Raw genomic sequence first — 17,872 nt, forward strand, 5'->3', positions numbered from 1 at the left:
ACGGTTCCGTGAGTCGCTTATGCTAGTCTTTATGCGGGGAAGTCAGGCAATGCCTGAGCCAGTACGCCGCCAACCCGCAAAGGTGCAACGTAACGCGCCAGACCCGTCAGTGGGTCGGTCTCAACGGCGACGCCGCAGAGCGTGGCTTCACCATCTGCCGGAACAAATCGGCCAGTCGGTATACCACTGAGAAAGCGGTTTAGCGGTTCCTCATAATCACTGCCGATGACAGAGTCGAAATCTCCGCACATGCCAGCGTCGGCCATGAGCGCCGTGCCGCCACGCAAAATGCGGTGGTCGGAGGTGGGGATATGGGTATGTGTGCCAACCACGAGGGTGGCTCGACCATCCAAGAAATAGCCCATCGCCTGAATTTCCGACGTGGCCTCAGTGTGGAAGTCGACGAGAATAGCGTCGGCGACATGGCCGAGTGGCGCTTGCGCGATCGCCGCTTCAACCGCGCGGAATGGATCATCGATCGGGGGCATAAACACGCGACCGAGCGCGTTGACCACCAAGACGCGATGACCATTACGGCCTTCGACCATCATTGCGCCGCGGCCCGGAGTACCGGAGACATAATTGATCGGGCGCACCAAATTGGGTTCGCGCTCGATATAAGAAAGCGCTTCACGCTGATCGAAAGCATGGTCGCCAAGCGTGACAATGTCCGCGCCCGCGTCACGCAATGCGTTGTAATGGCCCTCAGTGAGACCGCGCCCATGGCTGGCGTTCTCGCCGTTGATGACCACGAAATCGAATTTGTATTCTTGGATCAAGCCCGGCAGGCGTTCGGTTATGGCATCACGTCCGGCCTTACCCATCACGTCGCCAAGAAAAAGCAGTCTCATAAAGTGTCTCCGAACATGCGCAGGCCAGTCTCTGCAATGACGGCATCTAGCGGCACGTCGTGGTCTAAGCGAGGTATCTCATCGAGCTCTTGAACCGCGTAGGCCAATCCAATGAGCCGTGGCTTTTTAGGTAGGGACGCAAGCGTCCGGTCGTAGTAACCACCGCCATATCCCAGACGCGTGCCTGTTTTGTCAAAGGCAACGAGCGGCAGCAATAGGACATCGGGTATCGCCCGTGGCGCAGTGCTGGGTGGCCCGAGGGTACCAAAACCGGCTTTTTCCAATGGAACATCAGGCTCCCAGAGCCTTAGATCGAGCGGCTGACTAGATGCTGTCACCACCGGCAAGATGACTTTTCCGCCCCGGTCGATCAGCGCCTTTAAGATCGGCAGGCAATCGAGCTCATCGCGCAGTGTCCAATACCCAGCGACGGTATCGGCGTCAGACATCAGCGATGATTGGAAAAAATGGGAAGCGACGGCCAATGCGGCATCCCGTCGATAGGCGGCACTCAACGCCGCGCGGGCGAGGTATACTTCCTGCCGCAGGTCTGACTTGATCTCATCAACGCTCAGCTGCGCCATCAAACCTCAGATATTTGTGCCGCCCAGGCCGTGGGAATTGCGATCCCGGGAACCTACTTACGTAGGTGGGCGCCGTATGTCCAAGCCCACGGGCCTGGTCAGGGACAGCTCCCTTAGGATCGATTAAGGCCCCGGGGATTCTGTGTCCTCACGCGCCGGGCAGCGCTTACACATATAGGCGCTTCCCACCGCGCTGCAAAGGCCACCATCGCGCTTTCAACGAGGTTGATAGCTCAATTCGCAACTGGCGCAGTTTGCTCCAGAACGCTGGCGATGCTCTCGATCGTCCGCGAAGCTTCATCGAGCTTCTGGGTAAACTTGCGCTCGGTCTGCTCAAGCTCTTCGGCAATGCCTTGCCCAGCCTCGGTCAAAAGCGCCACTTGCTCTTCAAGAGCGGCGATGCGTTTTTCCGCTTCCGTCAATTCGTCCATGACGGCAATGCCAGCCATGACCGTAAGACGGGTATCCCCGATTTCGCCGACGGCACCCTTAAGCGCTTCAACCTCAGCGTCAAAACGCTCGGCAAGCCGCATCAAATGACCCTGTTGACCTGCTTCACAAGCCATACGGTACTTACGGCCATTAATTTCAACATTGACCTCGGGCACTCAACTCTCCGTTTTTTGGAGCACGGACCGCACGGTTTCCATGGCTTCGACGAGACGACGCGACACTTCGTGTGCACCATCATCCAGCCGCTTCGCCTTTGCTGCCGTTTTATCGAGCTCAGTGGCAAGCCGCGCGCGTTCATGCACGAGCCGTTGGGTGTCCACTTCCATGCGCTGACGCCTCTGGATACGCCCATTAAGGTCGCGCAGGCTGGTTTCCAGTCTTTCTATTGCCCGGTTGAAACGGGCGTCGGCTGCTTGCAGCCCTTCTTGAAGTTCCGTCTCACTCATTGCCGGTACTGCCCTTTAGGCGCATCGTTTCGAGCACATAAACTTGGCCCACCCTACCCGGCATTGCAACCGAGTCGCCATCCATACCCCCTTATTTTGCAAGAAGAGGCGAACGTATTGCCCTAATGCCGACATTGACAGCCAAAGGGAACCTGTTATGGCTCAAAACCGCCTTGGGAGGGTGACATTTGCGTGCCCACTCCCACGTTTTCAGCCTTTTGAAAGAGCGGTCCGCCCCATGACGAACACAGCCCAGCAGAACGAATTGGCCAATGCCATCCGGTCTCTCTCCATGGATGCCGTCGAGAAAGCTAATTCTGGTCACCCAGGCCTTCCCATGGGCTGCGCGGATATCGCAACCGTGCTGTTCACAAAAATCATGAAGTTCGACGCCGCGGCGCCCCACTGGGCAGATCGCGATCGCTTCATTCTTTCGGCCGGTCACGGCTCGATGCTGCTCTACTCGTCGCTCTACCTTCTGGGCTATGAAGACATGACCATCGACCAGGTCAAGAACTTCCGCCAGATCGGCGCCAAGACCGCTGGTCACCCAGAATACGGTCACGCCACCGGCATCGAAACCACCACTGGCCCACTCGGCGCTGGTATCGGTAATTCTGTTGGTTTCGCTGTTGCAGAAGCCAAGCTCGCGGCCGAATTCGGCTCCGACCTTGTCAACCACTACACATATGTTCTTGCTGGTGACGGTTGCCTCATGGAAGGCATCTCCCAGGAAGCAATTTCCCTTGCTGGCCACCTCAAGCTCAACAAGCTGATCGTCATCTGGGACAACAACAGCATCACCATCGATGGCGCAGTGTCCAACGCCTGCTCCACCGACCAGATCGCGCGTTTCCAGGCTTCGGGCTGGAACACCATCGAAATCGACGGCCACGACCAGGCAGCCATTGAAGCGGCACTGATCGAAGCCAAGAAGTCGACCGACAAGCCAACCATGATCGCTGCCAAGACCGTCATCGGTCGCGGCGCGCCAAAGAAGGCGGGCACCGAAAAGGTTCACGGCGCTCCACTTGGCGCTGAAGAACTCGCTGGCGCCAAGGCCGCACTCGGCATCGACTACCCAGCCTTTGAAATCCCTGCTCATATCCTCGACACGTGGCGCGCCGCTGGCCAGCGCGGTGCAAACATCCGTGGCGATTGGGAAGCGACCCTTGCTGCCTCCGCGCATAAGGCCGAGTTCACCCGCCGTATGTCGGGCAAGCTCCCAACCGGTCTGGACGCAGCTTTCGCCGCCTACAAGCAGAAGCTTGCTGAAGACAAGCCAAAGGTCGCCAGCCGCAAGGCTTCGCAGATGGCTCTCGAAGTCGTCACCAAGAACGTGCCGGAAATTCTGGCTGGTTCGGCCGACTTGACCCACTCGAACCTCACCAACACCCCGGACACCGTGCCGTTCCAGGCGAACAACCGCTCTGGCAACTACATGATGTACGGTATCCGCGAGCACGAAATGGGTGCTGCCATGAACGGCGTCACCCTGCACGGCGGCCTGATCCCATACGGCGGCACCTTCATGGTCTTCACCGACTATGCTCGCCCAGCGATCCGCCTTGCTGCGCTGATGGAAATCCGTTCGATCTACGTCATGACCCACGACTCGATCGGTCTTGGTGAAGATGGCCCAACTCACCAGCCAGTGGAGCACTTGACCGCTCTGCGCGCGATCCCGAACCTCTACGTTTTCCGTCCAGCTGACGCCATGGAAACTGCAGAATGCTGGGAAATCGCTCTTGCTTCGCAGAAGACGCCGTCGATCCTCGCGCTGTCGCGCCAGAACCTTCCGGCGCTGCGCACCGAATATTCGGCTGAGAACAAGTCGGCTAAGGGCGCATACACCATCCTCGGCGATGCCAATGCAGACGCTGTCATCTTCGCGACCGGTTCGGAAGTTGCCATCGCTGTTGAAGCGCAGAAGGAACTGACCGCACAGGGCATTTCCGCTCGCGTCGTCTCGGTTCCGTCCATGGAACTCTTCAACAAGCAGTCCGATGCCTACAAGGCTGAAGTGATTGGTTCGGCTAAGGCACGCGTTGCTGTGGAAGCTGGCATTGAAATGAGCTGGAACAAGCTCCTTGGCGACAAGGGCCGCTTTGTTGGCATGAGCTCGTTCGGTGCTTCTGGCCCAATCGATGCGCTCTATGCCCACTTTGGCATTACGCCGAAGGCCGTTGTTGAAGCCGTCACCGCGCAGTTGTAACAGATCGGGACCTCCCTCCCAATCTTCCTTCTTTGGAGTTTAAAACTATGGCAGTTCGCGTCGCCATCAATGGCTTTGGTCGTATTGGCCGTAACGTTTTGCGCGCTATCATCGAGTCGGGCCGTACCGACATCGAAGTCGTAGCGATCAATGACTTGGGCCCGGTTGAAACCAATGCTCACCTGCTGCGCTTTGACAGCGTGCACGGTCGCTTCCCTCATGAAGTGAAGGTGGATGGCGACACCATCGACGTTGGTCGTGGCCCAATCAAGGTCACCGCAGAGCGCGATCCGGCGAACCTGCCGCACGCCGCAATGGGCGTCGACATCGCTCTTGAGTGCACCGGTATCTTTACCTCGAAGGAAAAGGCATCGGCTCACCTCAAGGCCGGCGCGAAGAAGGTGATCATCTCGGCTCCGGGCGACGGCGCTGACAAGACCATCGTTTACGGCATCAACCACGCCAGCCTGACCAAGGATGACGTGGTGATCTCGAACGCATCGTGCACCACCAACTGCCTGGCGCCAGTCGCCTATGTGCTGCACAAGGAATTCGGCATTGAGAAGGGGATGATGACCACCATCCACTCCTACACCGGTGACCAGCCGACCCTCGACACCATGCACAAGGATCTCTATCGCGGCCGCGCAGCTGCGCTCTCGCAGATCCCAACCTCGACCGGCGCTGCTAAGGCGATCGGTCTGGTTCTGCCAGAACTCGCTGGTAAGCTCGACGGTGTTTCGGTTCGTGTACCAACCCCGAACGTATCCTGCGTCGACTTCAAGTTCATCGCGTCGCGCGATGTAACGGCCGAAGAAATCAACGCTGCGATCAAGAAGTACGCCGATGGCGAACTCAAGGGCGTTCTCGGCTACACCGAAGTTCCAAACGTCTCGATCGACTTCAACCACGATCCGCACTCCTCGACCATGGCTCTGGATCAGACCAAGGTACTGGGCGGCAACTTCGTGTCGATCCTGTCCTGGTACGACAACGAATGGGGCTTCTCCAACCGTATGTCCGACACCGCAGTGGCACTGGCAAAGACCCTTTAAGGGCTCGTCAGACAAACTATTTAAGGGCGTCCCTCGGGGCGCCCTTTTTGTTTGAGCGCCACCGGGTGACAAAATGAGAACCCACGTGCCATCCTCACCCAGAGGGACAGGACGATGACGCTCAATCGCACGATTGCTTGGAAAGGGCTTGAGCTTGATACGCTCGAACATGCCCACGTAATTTTCAACGGACGCGACACCCGCATTCGCGGCACGATCATTGGCCCCGACTTTGGCCTGTTTTATCGGCTCGACATTGACGGTGCAGCGCGTGTTCGTGCCGCAAAAATCGAACACACCAATGGCGGCTTGCTCGAACTTTTCTCAGACGGCCTCGGCAATTGGAGCGACAATCGCGCCGAGCCCGTCGCCGCGCTCAAAGGGTGTCTCGATCTCGACATCTGGCCCACCCCGATGACCAATTCCCTGCCCCTCTGGCGGCTGGAGCCGGAGGTGGGCGCGCCACAGCACCTAGCCCTCGTCTATATCGACGCTACAGACCTCAGCTTCAGCCGTGTCGAGCAGATTTACACCAAGCTCTCCGACACAGCTGCGCGCTTTCAATCTGCCCAGACCGACGCTGAAATCACCCTCGATGCTGATGGTTTGGTGGTCAACTATCCGGGCTTGTTCAAATCGATAGACTAGTGTGCATGTTTCGCCCTTCCGCCAAACGTGCCACTCTGCTACCCAGCGGCCACACACTCGGAGCAGCACCATGAGCGATAGTTTCAAGACCCTGGATGAACTCGATCTGACCGGCAAGCGCGTGCTGCTGCGAGGCGATCTCAACGTTCCGGTTGCAGACGGCAAGGTCACAGATGCGACCCGTATCGAACGCTTGGTCCCGACCATCCGCGAAATCGTCAAGCGCGATGGCAAGGCTATCATCCTCTCTCACTTCGGCCGTCCGAAGGGCAAGGTTGATCCTGAATTCTCGCTTGAGCAGGTCTGTGAAGCTGTTGCCAATGTCACCAAGCTTCCAGTTGGCTTCATTGCTACCGATTGGATCGATGTGTCTGAAGCAGGTGCCGCGATCGACGATGCGCCAGAAGGCTGCGTCCTGATCCTCGAAAACACCCGCTTCCACCCAGGCGAAGAAGAAAACGACGTCGAACTGGCCGAGCGCATGGCCAGCCTTGGCGATGTTTATGTCAATGACGCCTTCTCGGCTGCGCACCGCGCCCACGCCTCGACCGAAGCCCTAGCGCGCCTCCTGCCCGCTGCAGCCGGTCTTGCGATGCAGGCCGAGCTTGAAGCGCTTGAAGCCGGCCTCGGCAAGCCAAAGAAACCGGTCGTTGCCATTGTTGGCGGTGCTAAAGTCTCTTCCAAGATCGACCTGCTGGAAAACCTCGTTTCCAAGGTGGATGCCCTCGTTATCGGCGGCGGCATGGCCAACACCTTCCTTTACGCACAGGGTCTGGGCGTTGGTAAGTCGCTTTGCGAAAAGGACCTTGCCGATACCGCCCGCCGCATCATGGAAAAGGCCGACAAGGCCAATTGCGCCATCATCCTTCCTATCGACGCCGTCGTCGCTTGGGAGTTCAAGGCAAACACGAAAACCATGCTGTATGGCGTCGATGCCATTGCTAACGACGGCATGATCCTCGACATCGGCCCGTCCTCGGTTGAGCGCATCAATGCAGCTATCGACGACGCAAAAACCGTCATCTGGAACGGCCCAGTGGGCGCGTTTGAAATCGCGCCCTTCGATACAGCAACAGTCGCTATCGCCAAACATGTCGCTAAGCGCACTCATGATGGCCACTTGGTCTCAGTTGGTGGTGGCGGTGACACGGTCTCCGCGCTTGCTCACGCTGGCGTCAAGGATCAGCTGACCTATGTCTCGACCGCTGGCGGTGCCTTCCTTGAATGGATGGAAGGCAAGCCTCTGCCAGGCGTTGAAGCGCTTAAGAAGTAAGAATTTAGGCCGGGACCACTCCCGGCCTTTTTCTTTTGATTGTTAGAACGTCATCGTCGCCGGATCGAAGCCGATGCGGCCGCCAGCTTCGTCTAGGGCGTTGATGGCCGCCATCGCTTCGGCATCAAGCGCAAAGTCGAACACGGCAAAATTCTCAATAATGCGGCTCGCTGTCACCGATTTTGGGATGACATTGAGGCCGCTGTCCAAATGCCAGCGAATAATGATCTGCGCAGGGGTTTTGCCATACCGCTTGGCGATTTCCGCAATCACCGGATTATCAAGCTGCTGACCTTGTCCCAAAGGACTCCAGCTCTGAGTAATGACGCCAAGCTTCTCGTGAAGAGCCCGCAGTTCACGCTGTTGGAACTTTGGATGTAGCTCGATCTGGTTGATCACCGGCACGACGCCAGTGGCATCAATGATCTCGTTCAAAAAGCCAGTCGTAAAATTCGACACACCAATGGAGCGCGCCTTGCCCGTCTGTTGGATATCTATGAGCGCCTTCCAGCTCTCAACATACTTGCCGCGAAAGGCTGACGGGGCATGGATAAGATAGAGGTCGACATAGTCGGTGCCCAGTCTGTCTAGGCTCGCATCGAGCGCGCGAAACGCACTGTCATAACCCTGGTCCTCATTCCAGAGCTTGGTGGTCAGAAAGATATCCTTTCGCTCCACCCCGCTTTGGCGCATGCCTTCACCAACGCCATTTTCATTGCCGTAGATGGCCGCCGTGTCGATATGACGGTATCCAGAGCGCAGAGCCGTGGCGACAGCATCCACAGCCACATCATCGGGGGTTTTCCACACGCCCAGACCAATCTGGGGAATAATGTAGCCGTCGTGGAAAGTCTGGGTCGGTGCAGTGGTCATTTGGATCCCTCGATGCGCGTCTTTCATCTCGACGAGAGATGTAGTGTTTTGCCACGTCATCGCAAGGCCAACGCCCACTACCATACTAGATTAGCCTTTCGTCTAATAACCACAGGTCTAATCGAAAGCAGAAGTCCAAAAGTCTAATGTCGCCTCAAGTTCCCAACTGAGGTGCACACGATGACGAAGTCCCTTAACGCGATTGCGCAGAAACTTATGACGCCCGGACAGGGCATTCTTGCTGCCGACGAGAGCGAAGGCACTATCGGCAAGCGTTTTTCAAAGATTAACCTGCCGAATACTCTCGAAATGCGCCGCGACTACCGCGAAATGCTCTTTGGCGCGTCCGATGCCATGCGCAACTATATTTCCGGTGTCATCCTCACCGAAGAAACTCTCAAGCAAGAAGCGGCAGACGGCACACCGTTCCGCGCTATTCTGGCTGATGGCGACGTTATCCCGGGCATTAAGGTCGACCGCGGCGCGTTCCCCATGCCCGGTGAGTCTGGCGAAAAGATCACCGAAGGTCTGGATGGCCTGCGTCAGCGCCTGGAAGAATACGCCAAACTCGGCGCAGGCTTTGCCAAGTGGCGCGCTGTGATCACCATCAACGACATCGCTCCAACCCGCAACAACATCCGCGCGAATGCGCACGCTCTGGCCCGCTATGCCGTGCTCTGCCAGGAAGCTGGTATTGTGCCAATCGTTGAGCCAGAAGTTGTCGGCGACGGCGAACCCGGCAATCACTCGCTGGAGCGCTGTGCGCAGGTCACCGGCGACGTTCTCGAAAACGTCTTCAAGGAACTCCGCCTTGCCGGTGTTGACCTTGCTGGCATGCTGCTCAAGCCAAACATGATCCTGCCGGGCATCAACTCCCGCGACCGTCCGAGCGTCGAAGAAGTGGCAAAGCGCACTGTCGAAGTCCTGCGCGACCACGTTCCTGCGGCCGTTCCGGGCATTGCCTTCCTCTCCGGCGGTCAGACCGACGAAGAAGCAACAGCCCACCTCTCTGCCATGAACCAGATCAGTGGCAAGCCTTGGCCAATGACCTTCTCCTACGGCCGTGCTTTGCAGAACGTTGCACTGCGCACCTGGGCAGGCCGTCGTGAGAACTTCATGGCAGCGCGTACCGCTTTTGCACACCGCGCCCACATGAACTCGCTCGCTGCACTGGGTCAGTGGAATAACGCTGTAGATCGCGCAGCTTAACGCTCCGCATCACTGTGGATTTGGGCGCGCGTCGACTGGATCGATGCGCGCCTTATTTATTGCACCATTGCGCCAACCCGCTCTCATCCCCTATGTGAGGCATGCCTGCACCTCGCCACATTGGCGATGAAGGCAACAATGCTTTGCAGTATCGGAAATGCCCATGGCGCCGCAGCTCTATCTCATCACCCCGGCCAATCCGGATGTCGCCCAGTTTCCGCGCCAGCTGATGGCTGTGCTGACCGGCCCCGAAATTGCAGCCATTTTGGTGCAGCGCGGCACGCTTTCTGACGCCGATTATGCCAAGTTCGTTGCCAGCCTCGTTCAGGTCGGACAGGCAGCAGGCGCAGCTGTTCTGGTCGAAAACGACGCCAAGCTCGCTAAAAAGCTCGACGCCGATGGCGTGCATATTTCGACCGGGGACGTTGAAGACATTGAGGAGGCGATCAAGCTCCTCAAGCCTCAGGGCATTGTTGGCGCCGGACACATCCGCACGCGCCACGACGCCATGAGCTTTGGCGAAATGGACGTCGACTATGTCTTCTTTGGCCCGATTGGCGACAAAGCCGACCCACAAGCCGCTGAACTCAGCGCTTGGTGGGCAGAAGCTTTTGAGGTTCCCGCTGTTTTTTCGAACCCGAGTGCAGAGGCGGGCGACGCTGCCGCAACTTTGGCGGAATTTATTGCAGTGTCTGATAGCGTATGGTCCGCCGCTGATCCTGCAGCGGCTTTGGCTGCTATTGATCGTGCCCTTCGGGAGACAGAATGATCCGCACATCGCGCCTTTTCGCCTTAGCGCTGCTCGCCCTGCCCCTCCCCGCTTTCGCGCAGGATGCAGAACCGGCTGAGCCAGCGCAGGCCTCTGTTGCTGAAGAGGCCGCACCACCGGCCTCTCCCATGCCCGGCGCGATTGAGATCAATAACTCCATATTCGGCTCCACGCGCGAACCCGACTATGCCTATGGCGCGTTCCAGCGCGGCTATTATCTAACCGCTCTCGAGCTCGCCCTGCCACGCGCTGAAAAGGGCGATGGCGCAGCGCAAACGCTCATTGCCGAAATTTATTCCAAAGGCCTAGGCGTGGCACAAAATGCTGAGCGCGCTCGCGGCTGGTATGAACTCGCGTCCCGCTCGGGCGACCGCCTCGCGACGTTTGAGCTCGGCATGCTGTACCAGCAGGGAATCGGTGTTGAGAAAGATCGCGCCAAGGCTGCCGAACTGTTCAAAATGGCTGCGGACGCTGGTTATGCTCCCGCCAAATATAATATGGCGCTCTTGCATGTTGAGGGCATTTACGCCGAACCCAACATGAGCAAAGCGGCTGGTCTTATGAAAGAGGCCGCCGACGCTGAACTGCCCGAAGCCTTTTATGATTATGGCACCATGCTCATCGAAGGCGTTGGCGTTCTGCCCAATGCCGTTGAGGGCGCAGAGTTCATCAAGCGCGCAGCAGAAGAAAATCTGGTTTCGGCTCAGATCGACTACGCGACCCTGCTCTATCTCGGTCAGGGTGTTGATCGCGATCTTGAAGAAGCAGCGCGCTGGTACGGACGCGCCGCCGATAGCGGCAGCGCTGTCGCACAGAACCGCTACGCCAAGCTTCTTGCCGTTGGCGAAGGAATATCACTCGATCTTGAAGAAGCGGCAATGTGGCGCTCTTTGGCGCGCCGCCAGGGCTTTACGGACCCTTCATTGGACCGACTTCTCGTATCGATCCGCCCTGAGGCTTTGGCACGGGCTGAGGAGCGTGCTCGCTTCTGGCCGTTGCCGGCGCCGAGTTCAACCGCCAGCGCCACTGTTGAGGCCATCGAGCCCATTGGTGAGGTTTTACCCACCACTCTTGATCCCGAAAATGCACCAAGCCTCGTGGTGGATCCGGCGGTCGAGACTGAACAAGCTGCGCCGGGACAAGATGATGCGGGCCAAGACCCTTGAACCGCGCCCCGTTCTGAGGCAATAAGCCCGCCACACATTTATTTTGCGGCGGAGCTTTTCTCCTTCTGCACTGGTTCCATCCACACGGGCCCGATGCATTTAATCCGCATGAGCTAGCGAGCAAATCCGATATGGCGCGTTCCGCCCTTCTAAACGTTATGGTCAGCGCGGCCATTAAAGCCGGTAAATCCCTCACCCGCGACTTCAACGAAGTCGAAAATCTGCAGGTCTCCCGCAAGGGCCCAGCAGACTTTGTTTCCAAGGCCGATCTTCGCGCCGAACAAATCATCTATGATGAACTGCGCAAGGCCCGCCCATCCTATGCCTTCTTGATGGAAGAAGGCGGCGAAGTTGCAGGTACCGACGGCCAGCACACTTGGATCGTTGACCCGCTCGATGGCACAACCAACTTCCTACACGGCATTCCACTGTTCGCAGTCGCCATCGCGCTGCAGCGCGGCGACGACATTGTCGCTTCGGTGATTTACAACCCAGTGCTCGACGAACTCTACACCGCCGAAAAGGGTGGTGGCGCATGGCTTGCTGATAAGAAGCGCCTGCGCGTTGGCGCGCGTCGCCACCTTGCTGACGCTGTCGTCTCCACAGGCATCAAGACTCAGGGCACTTCTAACGACGTTCTCCAGATCAAGCAGGTAGCGTCGATCAATGCTGCCGTTGCCGGCATTCGCCGCTCCGGCTCGATCTGCGTTGATATGGCTTGGCTCGCAGCAGGTCGTTTCGATGCCCTCTGGGAAGCTGGCCTTAAGCCATGGGACGTGGCTCCGGGTCTCCTGCTCGTCAAGGAAGCCGGTGGCGTTGTTTCGGACTACGCCGGTCAGCCTGGTTCGGTTGCCAACGGTCAGCTCGTGGCTGGCAACGAAACCCTGCAGCCTTTGCTGCTCAAGGCTCTGCGCCCAATCCACTAAGTTTAGCCAAACTGATTTTCAGCCCTCGCCCAGCGTTTTAGCGCCCGGCGGGGGCTTTTGTTTGTGCGGGCCAAGAAATCCAGTTTGTGGATTGAGAAATCCTTAACCTTACGAGTTGTCACGCATCGCTAGCCCCTCTAGTCTTTGCCATGCCTGATTTGCGGCGTAAGGGGCGTGAATGTCGATGAGCCAAGGATATGATCCCTATCACCTAGCAAGCCCGGGTGTGTATCTGGTCAAGATCGTGATCTTCCTGATCCTAGTGGGCTTGGTTGCCGCCATTCTGGCCGGACAAATCATCAGCTTCTTCTGGGCAAACCCGTTCATCAACTCGATGATCTTTTTTGCTCTCGCAATCGGCATTTTCCTAAGCTTCCGTCAGGTCATCCGCCTCTTCCCAGAAGTGAAGTGGGTGAACTCGCTTCAAGACGGTACGCAGGCCAATGTACGTACGCCAGTACTGCTCGCCCCGGTTGCAGGGCTGCTGCGCGAACGCATTGGCGAAGCGGTTATCACGCCGTCGTCCATGCGCTCGATCTTGGATTCGGTGGGAAATCGCCTCGATGAGGCCAAAGACACCTCACGCTATTTGACGGGTCTTCTGGTCTTTCTGGGGCTAATGGGCACGTTTTACGGCCTCTTAGAAACCGTCAGCTCCGTTGCTGGCGTTATCAATGCTCTTGATGTGACTTCCGCCGACAGCGCCTCGCTCTTTTCCAACCTCAAGGAGGGCCTCGCCGCCCCTCTTGGCGGCATGGGCACGGCGTTCTCGTCATCGCTCTTTGGCCTTGCAGGATCGCTGATCCTCGGCTTCCTCGACCTTCAAACCAGTCAGGCTCAGAACGCCTTCTACACCGATCTGGAAGACTGGATGACGTCCATGACCGAGTTGGATCACCCTGTTTCGGCCATGCAGGCCAATGCGGGCGGCCCGGACATGCAGGCCATGTTCGATAAGCTTGGCGCCAATATGCAGAACGCCAATTCCTCGCAAAACGCCATTCGCGCCATGGCCGAACTGGCGCGCGGCATTGATGGCCTCGTCAAACACATCCGCACCGAGCAAGACGATTTGCGCGCCCATATTCTGGAGCAAGGCGAAACCAACAAAAAGCTGCGCGATTTGTTGGAAGCCATGACCAAAGAGCTCGACAACGAGCGGCGGAACTAAGCCATGCCGGGAGCCCGCTCGCGTCGCAGGCAAGAGGCCAATTACTGGCCGGGGTTCGTAGACGCCCTATCGAGCCTTCTGCTCGTCATCATTTTTATGCTGTCGCTGTTCATGCTGACTCAGTTCTTTCTGGGGCAGGAGATTCAGGGGCGCGATACGGCACTCGCTCGCCTCAACTCCCAGATTGCCGAACTGACCGAGCTCTTGCAGCTTGAGCGTGCCAATTCCGATGATTTGCTGGGCCAAATCTCCGTCATCACCGCAACACTCGCTTCCGCCGAGAACGAAAACCAATCGCTGAACTCACGCCTCGCCGGAATCGGCGCGGGTCTCGGCGACAAGGACGACGCCATCGCAGGGCTGCAATCGGAGCTGCTGGCGGCCGAACAACTCTCCGACGAGGCCAACGCGCAGGTCGCCCTGCTCAACCAGCAGTTGGCCGCTTTGCGCACTCAGATTGCCGCGCTCGAAAACGCGCTCAACGCCTCTGAGGCTCGCGATACAGAATCGCGCACGCAGATTGCCGATCTTGGCCGTCGCCTGAACCTTGCACTGGCCCAACGCGTGCAGGACCTATCGCGCTATCGCTCTGATTTCTTTGGTCGCTTGCGCCAGATTCTTGAAGGTCGCGCCGACGTTCGCGTTGTTGGAGACCGCTTCGTCTTCCAATCCGAAGTTCTGTTTGACGCGGGTCAGGCCACTCTAGGCGAAGACGGACTGCCCGATCTTGATGCTCTAGCCGACGCCATCCTGCAGCTTGAAGACGAAATTCCACCCGATATTAACTGGGTCCTGCGCATCGACGGCCATACCGACAAGCGCCCGATTTCCAACGCCCGCTTCCCCTCGAACTGGGAATTGTCAGCCGCGCGCGCCATTTCGGTCGCCCAATATCTGGTTTCGCGCGGCGTTTCGCCAAATCGCTTGGTTGCCGCTGGCTTTGGTGAATTCACCCCGCTCGATGAGGGTGAGACCGACGACGCCTACCGCCGCAACCGCCGTATTGAGTTCAAACTAACGGAGGGGTGAGAGTTTCTCTCTCCCCTTCAAATCATGGGCGAGAGCTAAACGGCTTAACCTTAACAGCTTTTCATGGCGGTGCTGTCTGAGATCGACCGCGCCACAAAAAAGCCCGGATTCCCGCCACATCCCAGCCTCAATAGGACAAGATTAACCATAGCAGCAAACTCGCTTTTAAGAATAAGAGCGGTAAATGCCCTGCTTAAGTTTAAAGCCTTCTTGAGGAGCCGCTCGTGGCCATCTCTGCACCCATCTCTAATGTAATGCGCGCTGCTGCCATGATGCTTTTCGTCGTGGTGTTGGCAGCGTGCTCGCGCTCTGCAACTGACAATGTTGGCCTGACCGGCGTTGGTAATACAGGTCCGGGCGGCGGCGCCCCTGGCAGCCAGCAGGAATTCATCGTCACCGTTGGCGACCGTATTTTCTTCACCACCGACTCGAGCTCTCTGACTCCAGAAGCCATGGCGACCCTCGACAAGCAGGCGCAGTGGCTCAACCAGTATCCGAACTACCGCGTCATGATCGAAGGCCATGCCGACGAACGCGGCACCCGTGAATACAACATTGCACTTGGTGCACGTCGCTCCAACATCGTGGTCAACTACCTCGTCTCCAAGGGCGTTGGTGCGCAGCGCATCACCAGCCAGTCTTTCGGCAAGGAACGCCCAGTTGCAATTTGTAACGACATCTCCTGCTGGTCGCAGAACCGCCGTGCGGTAACCGTCGTCCAGTAAGCTAAAGGCCTCTCCTCTCGAGGAGAATGCCACTGACCCAGTGAAAACTGGAGGTAAAAGCGCCCAAAACCAGAAATGGTTTGGGCGCTTTCTTTTTTTTGGCACGATTGGGGTTTATCGACACATATTGATACCCATTTAATCCGCATCGGCGGCGACACTCGGAGGCTAGGGTAACCTTGTTCAAAACTAAGAAATTCGGAAGGGCGGCGCTTTGCGCACTGGGGCTAAGCCTCGGCGCACAAGCCGCACAAGCGCAGACCTCTCTGCCCGCTGCCGAACTCGGCGGCCTCTCCTACAACAATAATGGCGGCCGCATTCTGGTAGCGCAATCGAACGACGCGCAGTCGATGGTTCGCATTCAGCAGCTCGAAGAACAGATCCGCACCCTGAACGGGCAGATTGAAGGCCTCACCTTCCAGCTGACCCAGCTGCAGGAAATGCTGAACCGCTTCCAGGAAGACGCTGAGTTCCGTTTCCAGCAATTAGAAGGCGGTGACTCGGGAAACTCTGAAGCGGCAACCCGCTCGGGCAGCGTGATGCAGCCCCAGGCGTTGCCGCAGGACCCAGCCACTAACGAAGAAGCAGCCCCGCTGACCGACATTCCCGAGCAAGGCGTTAAGCCTCTCCCGGGCGAGCAGGAATTTGACCCCACCTTTGGCGACGAAAGTGCTGTCGACGAGCTCGGCAATTCTGCCGATCCGCTCGTTGGTACCGGCCAGAATGGCGGGATCAACTTGGCGACCGGTCAACCCCTTGATCTCAGCTATAACCCCACAGCCAAAACCGGCAATGCTGACGCCGATGCACAGTTTGCGGCAGCCCGTCAGGCTCTTGAAACTGGCGATTACGAATTTGCCGAAGACCAGTTCAAACAGTTCCTCGAACTATACCCAGACAACCCAAATCTCGCCGATGCGTCGAGCGGATTGGGTAAAGCCATGATCGCGCGCGGCGGCTATACCGAAGCTGCCGATGTGCTGGTCACCGCCTATGAAAAGCACCAGAGCAGCCCAGTTGCTCCGGAATTGCTGATGAACCTCGGCGTGGCATTGGCTGGTGTCGGTGAACGCGAAACCGCGTGCCGGACATTCGGCGAGGTCCGCTCACGCTATCCCAATACCGGTCAAACGTTCCAGACGAGCCTGTTGCAGGCCAATTCGCAGGCGCAATGTCCGCCAGTCTGACGCCGGATTTTACCAACTCCACCGTGCTGGCGCAGCTTTTTGCGCCAGCAGCGTTTGAGAAAACCATCGGCCTAGCGGTTTCCGGCGGTGCGGATAGCCTAGCTCTGATGATCTTGGCGCACCGCTGGGTACAAAGCGCGCCCCGCACACCAAAACTCATCGTTTATAGTCTCGATCATGATCTTCGCCCAGAAGCCGCGGCCGAGGTCGAGATGGTACTACGTGAGGCGGCGCGCTTGGGCCTGACCGCGCGGGCTCTAAAGTGGACTGGTGAAAAGCCAGAAACCGGCATTTCCGAAGCGGCACGAGCGGCCCGCTACGGGATTATCGGCGCAGCAATGATAGAGGATGGGGCAACCCTACTTCTCACTGCGCACCATCGCTCCGACCAAGCCGAAACCGTTCTCATGCGCCTCGCGCACGGCAGCGGCATCGAGGGCCTACGCGGCATGGCGGCTCGCTCGCAAGTTGAAGGCATCACTGTATTCCGCCCGCTCTTGGAGATTGACCCCAAGCACCTCATTGCCCTCGTCAAGCAAGAAGCCATGACAGCCGTGCAAGACCCAACAAATGAGGACACCAGTTATGAACGCGTGCGCTGGCGCAAGCTCCTGCCTGCACTGGCCGCTGAGGGCCTAGACGGGGCAGCACTCTCCCGCTTCGCCCAGCGCATGGCCGAGACCGATCTTGCAATCGGGCAAATGGCTGATGCAGCTTTTGACGAACTCGTTGATCTCGATGGCTTTGGCGCCGCCACCATTTCACGCGACGCCTTTACCGCTCTCAGCCCGGCCATCGGTCGGCGCATGCTTTCGCGCGTGCTCACCATCGTTGGTGGTCGTCAGAAACCGCGCGCTTTGGGGCAAGTCGATCGTCTCTACGATTCGATCATTGCCAATACACTGCAGCGCGCCGCGACCGCCCTTGGCGCCGTTGCTCGTGTCCGCGAAAAGACCCTTGTCATTTCGCGCGAACCCGGCCGTACATTGCCCGCAGACGCGTTTCTTGAGCCGAATGGCGTGCTCACTTGGGACGAGCGTTTCCTCTATACCAATCTCTCGACCGACAAGTGTTTCACCGCTTCAGTATCGGAATTTTTGCCCCGCCACCGCATTGAAACAGTGCTTGGTGCCAAAGTAACCGCCCCATCGGAAGCCATTCGAACCACTCCCATTCTGCGCGACGAGGCAGGAAACGTGGTCGCATTGGGCGGATGGTCGTTTGATGATCGAATTAAGGTCGAAATTCTTGTCGATTGATCGTTCTAAAGTCCAAAGAATCCTGATTTCATC

The 17,872-nt window shown here is 58.0% G+C and carries 18 protein-coding genes and 1 other RNA gene; 13 read left to right on the forward strand and 6 right to left on the reverse strand.

Annotated elements, in window-relative coordinates; all coding sequences use genetic code 11:
• Positions 1 to 29: 29 nt before the first annotated feature.
• The 5 genes from JHL21_RS09290 to JHL21_RS09310 all read right to left on the reverse strand — a co-directional run bounded on the left by JHL21_RS09290 (position 30) and on the right by JHL21_RS09310 (position 2,334).
• The gene (locus JHL21_RS09290; RefSeq protein ID WP_169196004.1) at positions 30 to 851 is read right to left on the reverse strand and encodes a TIGR00282 family metallophosphoesterase; all 822 of its coding nucleotides are present in this window, start codon (positions 849 to 851) and stop codon (positions 30 to 32) included.
• Entirely contained in the window at positions 848 to 1,435 is a 588-nt protein-coding gene (locus tag JHL21_RS09295) for a 5-formyltetrahydrofolate cyclo-ligase (protein ID WP_200213122.1), read from the reverse strand. The genes JHL21_RS09290 and JHL21_RS09295 overlap by 4 nt, the downstream gene beginning before the upstream one ends.
• Positions 1,436 to 1,447: 12 nt before the next feature.
• A non-coding RNA gene (gene ssrS / locus JHL21_RS09300) (6S RNA) lies at positions 1,448 to 1,604 on the reverse strand.
• A gap of 64 nt (positions 1,605 to 1,668) precedes the next feature.
• On the reverse strand, positions 1,669 to 2,043 hold the full coding sequence (locus tag JHL21_RS09305; RefSeq protein WP_169196006.1) for a cell division protein ZapA: 375 nt from the start codon (positions 2,041 to 2,043) through the stop codon (positions 1,669 to 1,671).
• On the reverse strand, positions 2,044 to 2,334 hold the full coding sequence (locus tag JHL21_RS09310; protein ID WP_169196007.1) for a DUF4164 family protein: 291 nt from the start codon (positions 2,332 to 2,334) through the stop codon (positions 2,044 to 2,046).
• Positions 2,335 to 2,572: 238 nt separating this feature from the next.
• Here JHL21_RS09310 and tkt point away from each other — a divergent pair, with 238 nt between their 5' ends.
• The 4 genes from tkt (at position 2,573) to pgk (ending at position 7,525) form a co-directional block, all read left to right on the forward strand.
• Complete coding sequence (tkt, locus tag JHL21_RS09315) at positions 2,573 to 4,549, forward strand: transketolase (RefSeq protein WP_200213123.1); 1,977 nt, start codon at positions 2,573 to 2,575, stop codon at positions 4,547 to 4,549.
• Positions 4,550 to 4,596: 47 nt separating this feature from the next.
• Positions 4,597 to 5,604, forward strand: a complete 1,008-nt coding sequence (gene gap / locus JHL21_RS09320; RefSeq protein WP_200213125.1) for a type I glyceraldehyde-3-phosphate dehydrogenase — start codon at positions 4,597 to 4,599, stop codon at positions 5,602 to 5,604.
• A gap of 114 nt (positions 5,605 to 5,718) precedes the next feature.
• Positions 5,719 to 6,252 carry a putative glycolipid-binding domain-containing protein gene (locus JHL21_RS09325; protein ID WP_200213126.1) on the forward strand — a complete coding sequence of 178 codons (534 nt, stop codon included), beginning with the start codon at positions 5,719 to 5,721 and terminating at the stop codon, positions 6,250 to 6,252.
• Between the two features lie 70 nt (positions 6,253 to 6,322).
• Positions 6,323 to 7,525: a phosphoglycerate kinase gene (pgk, locus tag JHL21_RS09330; protein ID WP_200213127.1), complete on the forward strand. Its 1,203-nt coding sequence runs from the start codon at positions 6,323 to 6,325 to the stop codon at positions 7,523 to 7,525.
• A gap of 42 nt (positions 7,526 to 7,567) precedes the next feature.
• On the opposite strand, the gene JHL21_RS09335 is transcribed toward pgk, so the two are convergent.
• A complete protein-coding gene (locus JHL21_RS09335) occupies positions 7,568 to 8,398 on the reverse strand; it encodes an aldo/keto reductase (protein ID WP_200213128.1) in 831 nt (276 codons plus the stop codon).
• A 180-nt stretch (positions 8,399 to 8,578) separates the two neighbouring features.
• On the opposite strand from JHL21_RS09335, the gene JHL21_RS09340 reads away from it, so the two are divergent.
• The 9 genes from JHL21_RS09340 to tilS all read left to right on the forward strand — a co-directional run bounded on the left by JHL21_RS09340 (position 8,579) and on the right by tilS (position 17,839).
• Positions 8,579 to 9,607 (forward strand): class I fructose-bisphosphate aldolase, encoded by a 1,029-nt coding sequence (locus tag JHL21_RS09340; protein WP_199532042.1) that lies wholly within the window; start codon positions 8,579 to 8,581, stop codon positions 9,605 to 9,607.
• A 163-nt stretch (positions 9,608 to 9,770) separates the two neighbouring features.
• Positions 9,771 to 10,376 (forward strand): thiamine phosphate synthase, encoded by a 606-nt coding sequence (locus tag JHL21_RS09345; protein ID WP_200213129.1) that lies wholly within the window; start codon positions 9,771 to 9,773, stop codon positions 10,374 to 10,376.
• Complete coding sequence (locus JHL21_RS09350; RefSeq protein ID WP_200213131.1) at positions 10,373 to 11,542, forward strand: tetratricopeptide repeat protein; 1,170 nt, start codon at positions 10,373 to 10,375, stop codon at positions 11,540 to 11,542. Before JHL21_RS09345 ends, JHL21_RS09350 begins: the two co-directional genes overlap by 4 nt.
• Positions 11,543 to 11,673: 131 nt before the next feature.
• Positions 11,674 to 12,468 carry an inositol monophosphatase family protein gene (locus JHL21_RS09355; protein WP_169196016.1) on the forward strand — a complete coding sequence of 265 codons (795 nt, stop codon included), beginning with the start codon at positions 11,674 to 11,676 and terminating at the stop codon, positions 12,466 to 12,468.
• Positions 12,469 to 12,646: 178 nt separating this feature from the next.
• Positions 12,647 to 13,639, forward strand: a complete 993-nt coding sequence (locus JHL21_RS09360) for a flagellar motor protein MotA (protein WP_349236542.1) — start codon at positions 12,647 to 12,649, stop codon at positions 13,637 to 13,639.
• Positions 13,640 to 13,642: 3 nt separating this feature from the next.
• On the forward strand, positions 13,643 to 14,668 hold the full coding sequence (locus tag JHL21_RS09365) for a peptidoglycan -binding protein (protein WP_169196018.1): 1,026 nt from the start codon (positions 13,643 to 13,645) through the stop codon (positions 14,666 to 14,668).
• Between the two features lie 254 nt (positions 14,669 to 14,922).
• Positions 14,923 to 15,393 carry a peptidoglycan-associated lipoprotein Pal gene (gene pal, locus JHL21_RS09370; protein ID WP_169196039.1) on the forward strand — a complete coding sequence of 157 codons (471 nt, stop codon included), beginning with the start codon at positions 14,923 to 14,925 and terminating at the stop codon, positions 15,391 to 15,393.
• Positions 15,394 to 15,572: 179 nt separating this feature from the next.
• Complete coding sequence (locus tag JHL21_RS09375; RefSeq protein ID WP_200213132.1) at positions 15,573 to 16,580, forward strand: tetratricopeptide repeat protein; 1,008 nt, start codon at positions 15,573 to 15,575, stop codon at positions 16,578 to 16,580.
• The gene (gene tilS, locus JHL21_RS09380) at positions 16,565 to 17,839 is read left to right on the forward strand and encodes a tRNA lysidine(34) synthetase TilS (protein WP_200213134.1); all 1,275 of its coding nucleotides are present in this window, start codon (positions 16,565 to 16,567) and stop codon (positions 17,837 to 17,839) included. The genes JHL21_RS09375 and tilS overlap by 16 nt, the downstream gene beginning before the upstream one ends.
• Positions 17,840 to 17,872: the final 33 nt, after the last annotated feature.

Source organism: Devosia sp. WQ 349K1, assembly GCF_016595685.1.
Lineage (GTDB): Bacteria > Pseudomonadota > Alphaproteobacteria > Rhizobiales > Devosiaceae > Devosia.

What these genes read in the sequence shown, in the direction of transcription:
- JHL21_RS09290 (WP_169196004.1), bottom strand. Translation starts at nt 851, where the DNA reads ATGAGACTGCTTTTTCTTGGCGACGTGATGGGTAAGGCCGGACGTGAT.
- JHL21_RS09295 (WP_200213122.1), bottom strand. Translation starts at nt 1,435, where the DNA reads ATGGCGCAGCTGAGCGTTGATGAGATCAAGTCAGACCTGCGGCAGGAA.
- JHL21_RS09310 (WP_169196007.1), bottom strand. Translation starts at nt 2,334, where the DNA reads ATGAGTGAGACGGAACTTCAAGAAGGGCTGCAAGCAGCCGACGCCCGT.
- tkt (WP_200213123.1), top strand. Translation starts at nt 2,573, where the DNA reads ATGACGAACACAGCCCAGCAGAACGAATTGGCCAATGCCATCCGGTCT.
- gap (WP_200213125.1), top strand. Translation starts at nt 4,597, where the DNA reads ATGGCAGTTCGCGTCGCCATCAATGGCTTTGGTCGTATTGGCCGTAAC.
- JHL21_RS09325 (WP_200213126.1), top strand. Translation starts at nt 5,719, where the DNA reads ATGACGCTCAATCGCACGATTGCTTGGAAAGGGCTTGAGCTTGATACG.
- pgk (WP_200213127.1), top strand. Translation starts at nt 6,323, where the DNA reads ATGAGCGATAGTTTCAAGACCCTGGATGAACTCGATCTGACCGGCAAG.
- JHL21_RS09335 (WP_200213128.1), bottom strand. Translation starts at nt 8,398, where the DNA reads ATGACCACTGCACCGACCCAGACTTTCCACGACGGCTACATTATTCCC.
- JHL21_RS09340 (WP_199532042.1), top strand. Translation starts at nt 8,579, where the DNA reads ATGACGAAGTCCCTTAACGCGATTGCGCAGAAACTTATGACGCCCGGA.
- JHL21_RS09345 (WP_200213129.1), top strand. Translation starts at nt 9,771, where the DNA reads ATGGCGCCGCAGCTCTATCTCATCACCCCGGCCAATCCGGATGTCGCC.
- JHL21_RS09350 (WP_200213131.1), top strand. Translation starts at nt 10,373, where the DNA reads ATGATCCGCACATCGCGCCTTTTCGCCTTAGCGCTGCTCGCCCTGCCC.
- JHL21_RS09355 (WP_169196016.1), top strand. Translation starts at nt 11,674, where the DNA reads ATGGCGCGTTCCGCCCTTCTAAACGTTATGGTCAGCGCGGCCATTAAA.
- JHL21_RS09360 (WP_349236542.1), top strand. Translation starts at nt 12,647, where the DNA reads ATGTCGATGAGCCAAGGATATGATCCCTATCACCTAGCAAGCCCGGGT.
- JHL21_RS09365 (WP_169196018.1), top strand. Translation starts at nt 13,643, where the DNA reads ATGCCGGGAGCCCGCTCGCGTCGCAGGCAAGAGGCCAATTACTGGCCG.
- pal (WP_169196039.1), top strand. Translation starts at nt 14,923, where the DNA reads ATGCGCGCTGCTGCCATGATGCTTTTCGTCGTGGTGTTGGCAGCGTGC.
- tilS (WP_200213134.1), top strand. Translation starts at nt 16,565, where the DNA reads ATGTCCGCCAGTCTGACGCCGGATTTTACCAACTCCACCGTGCTGGCG.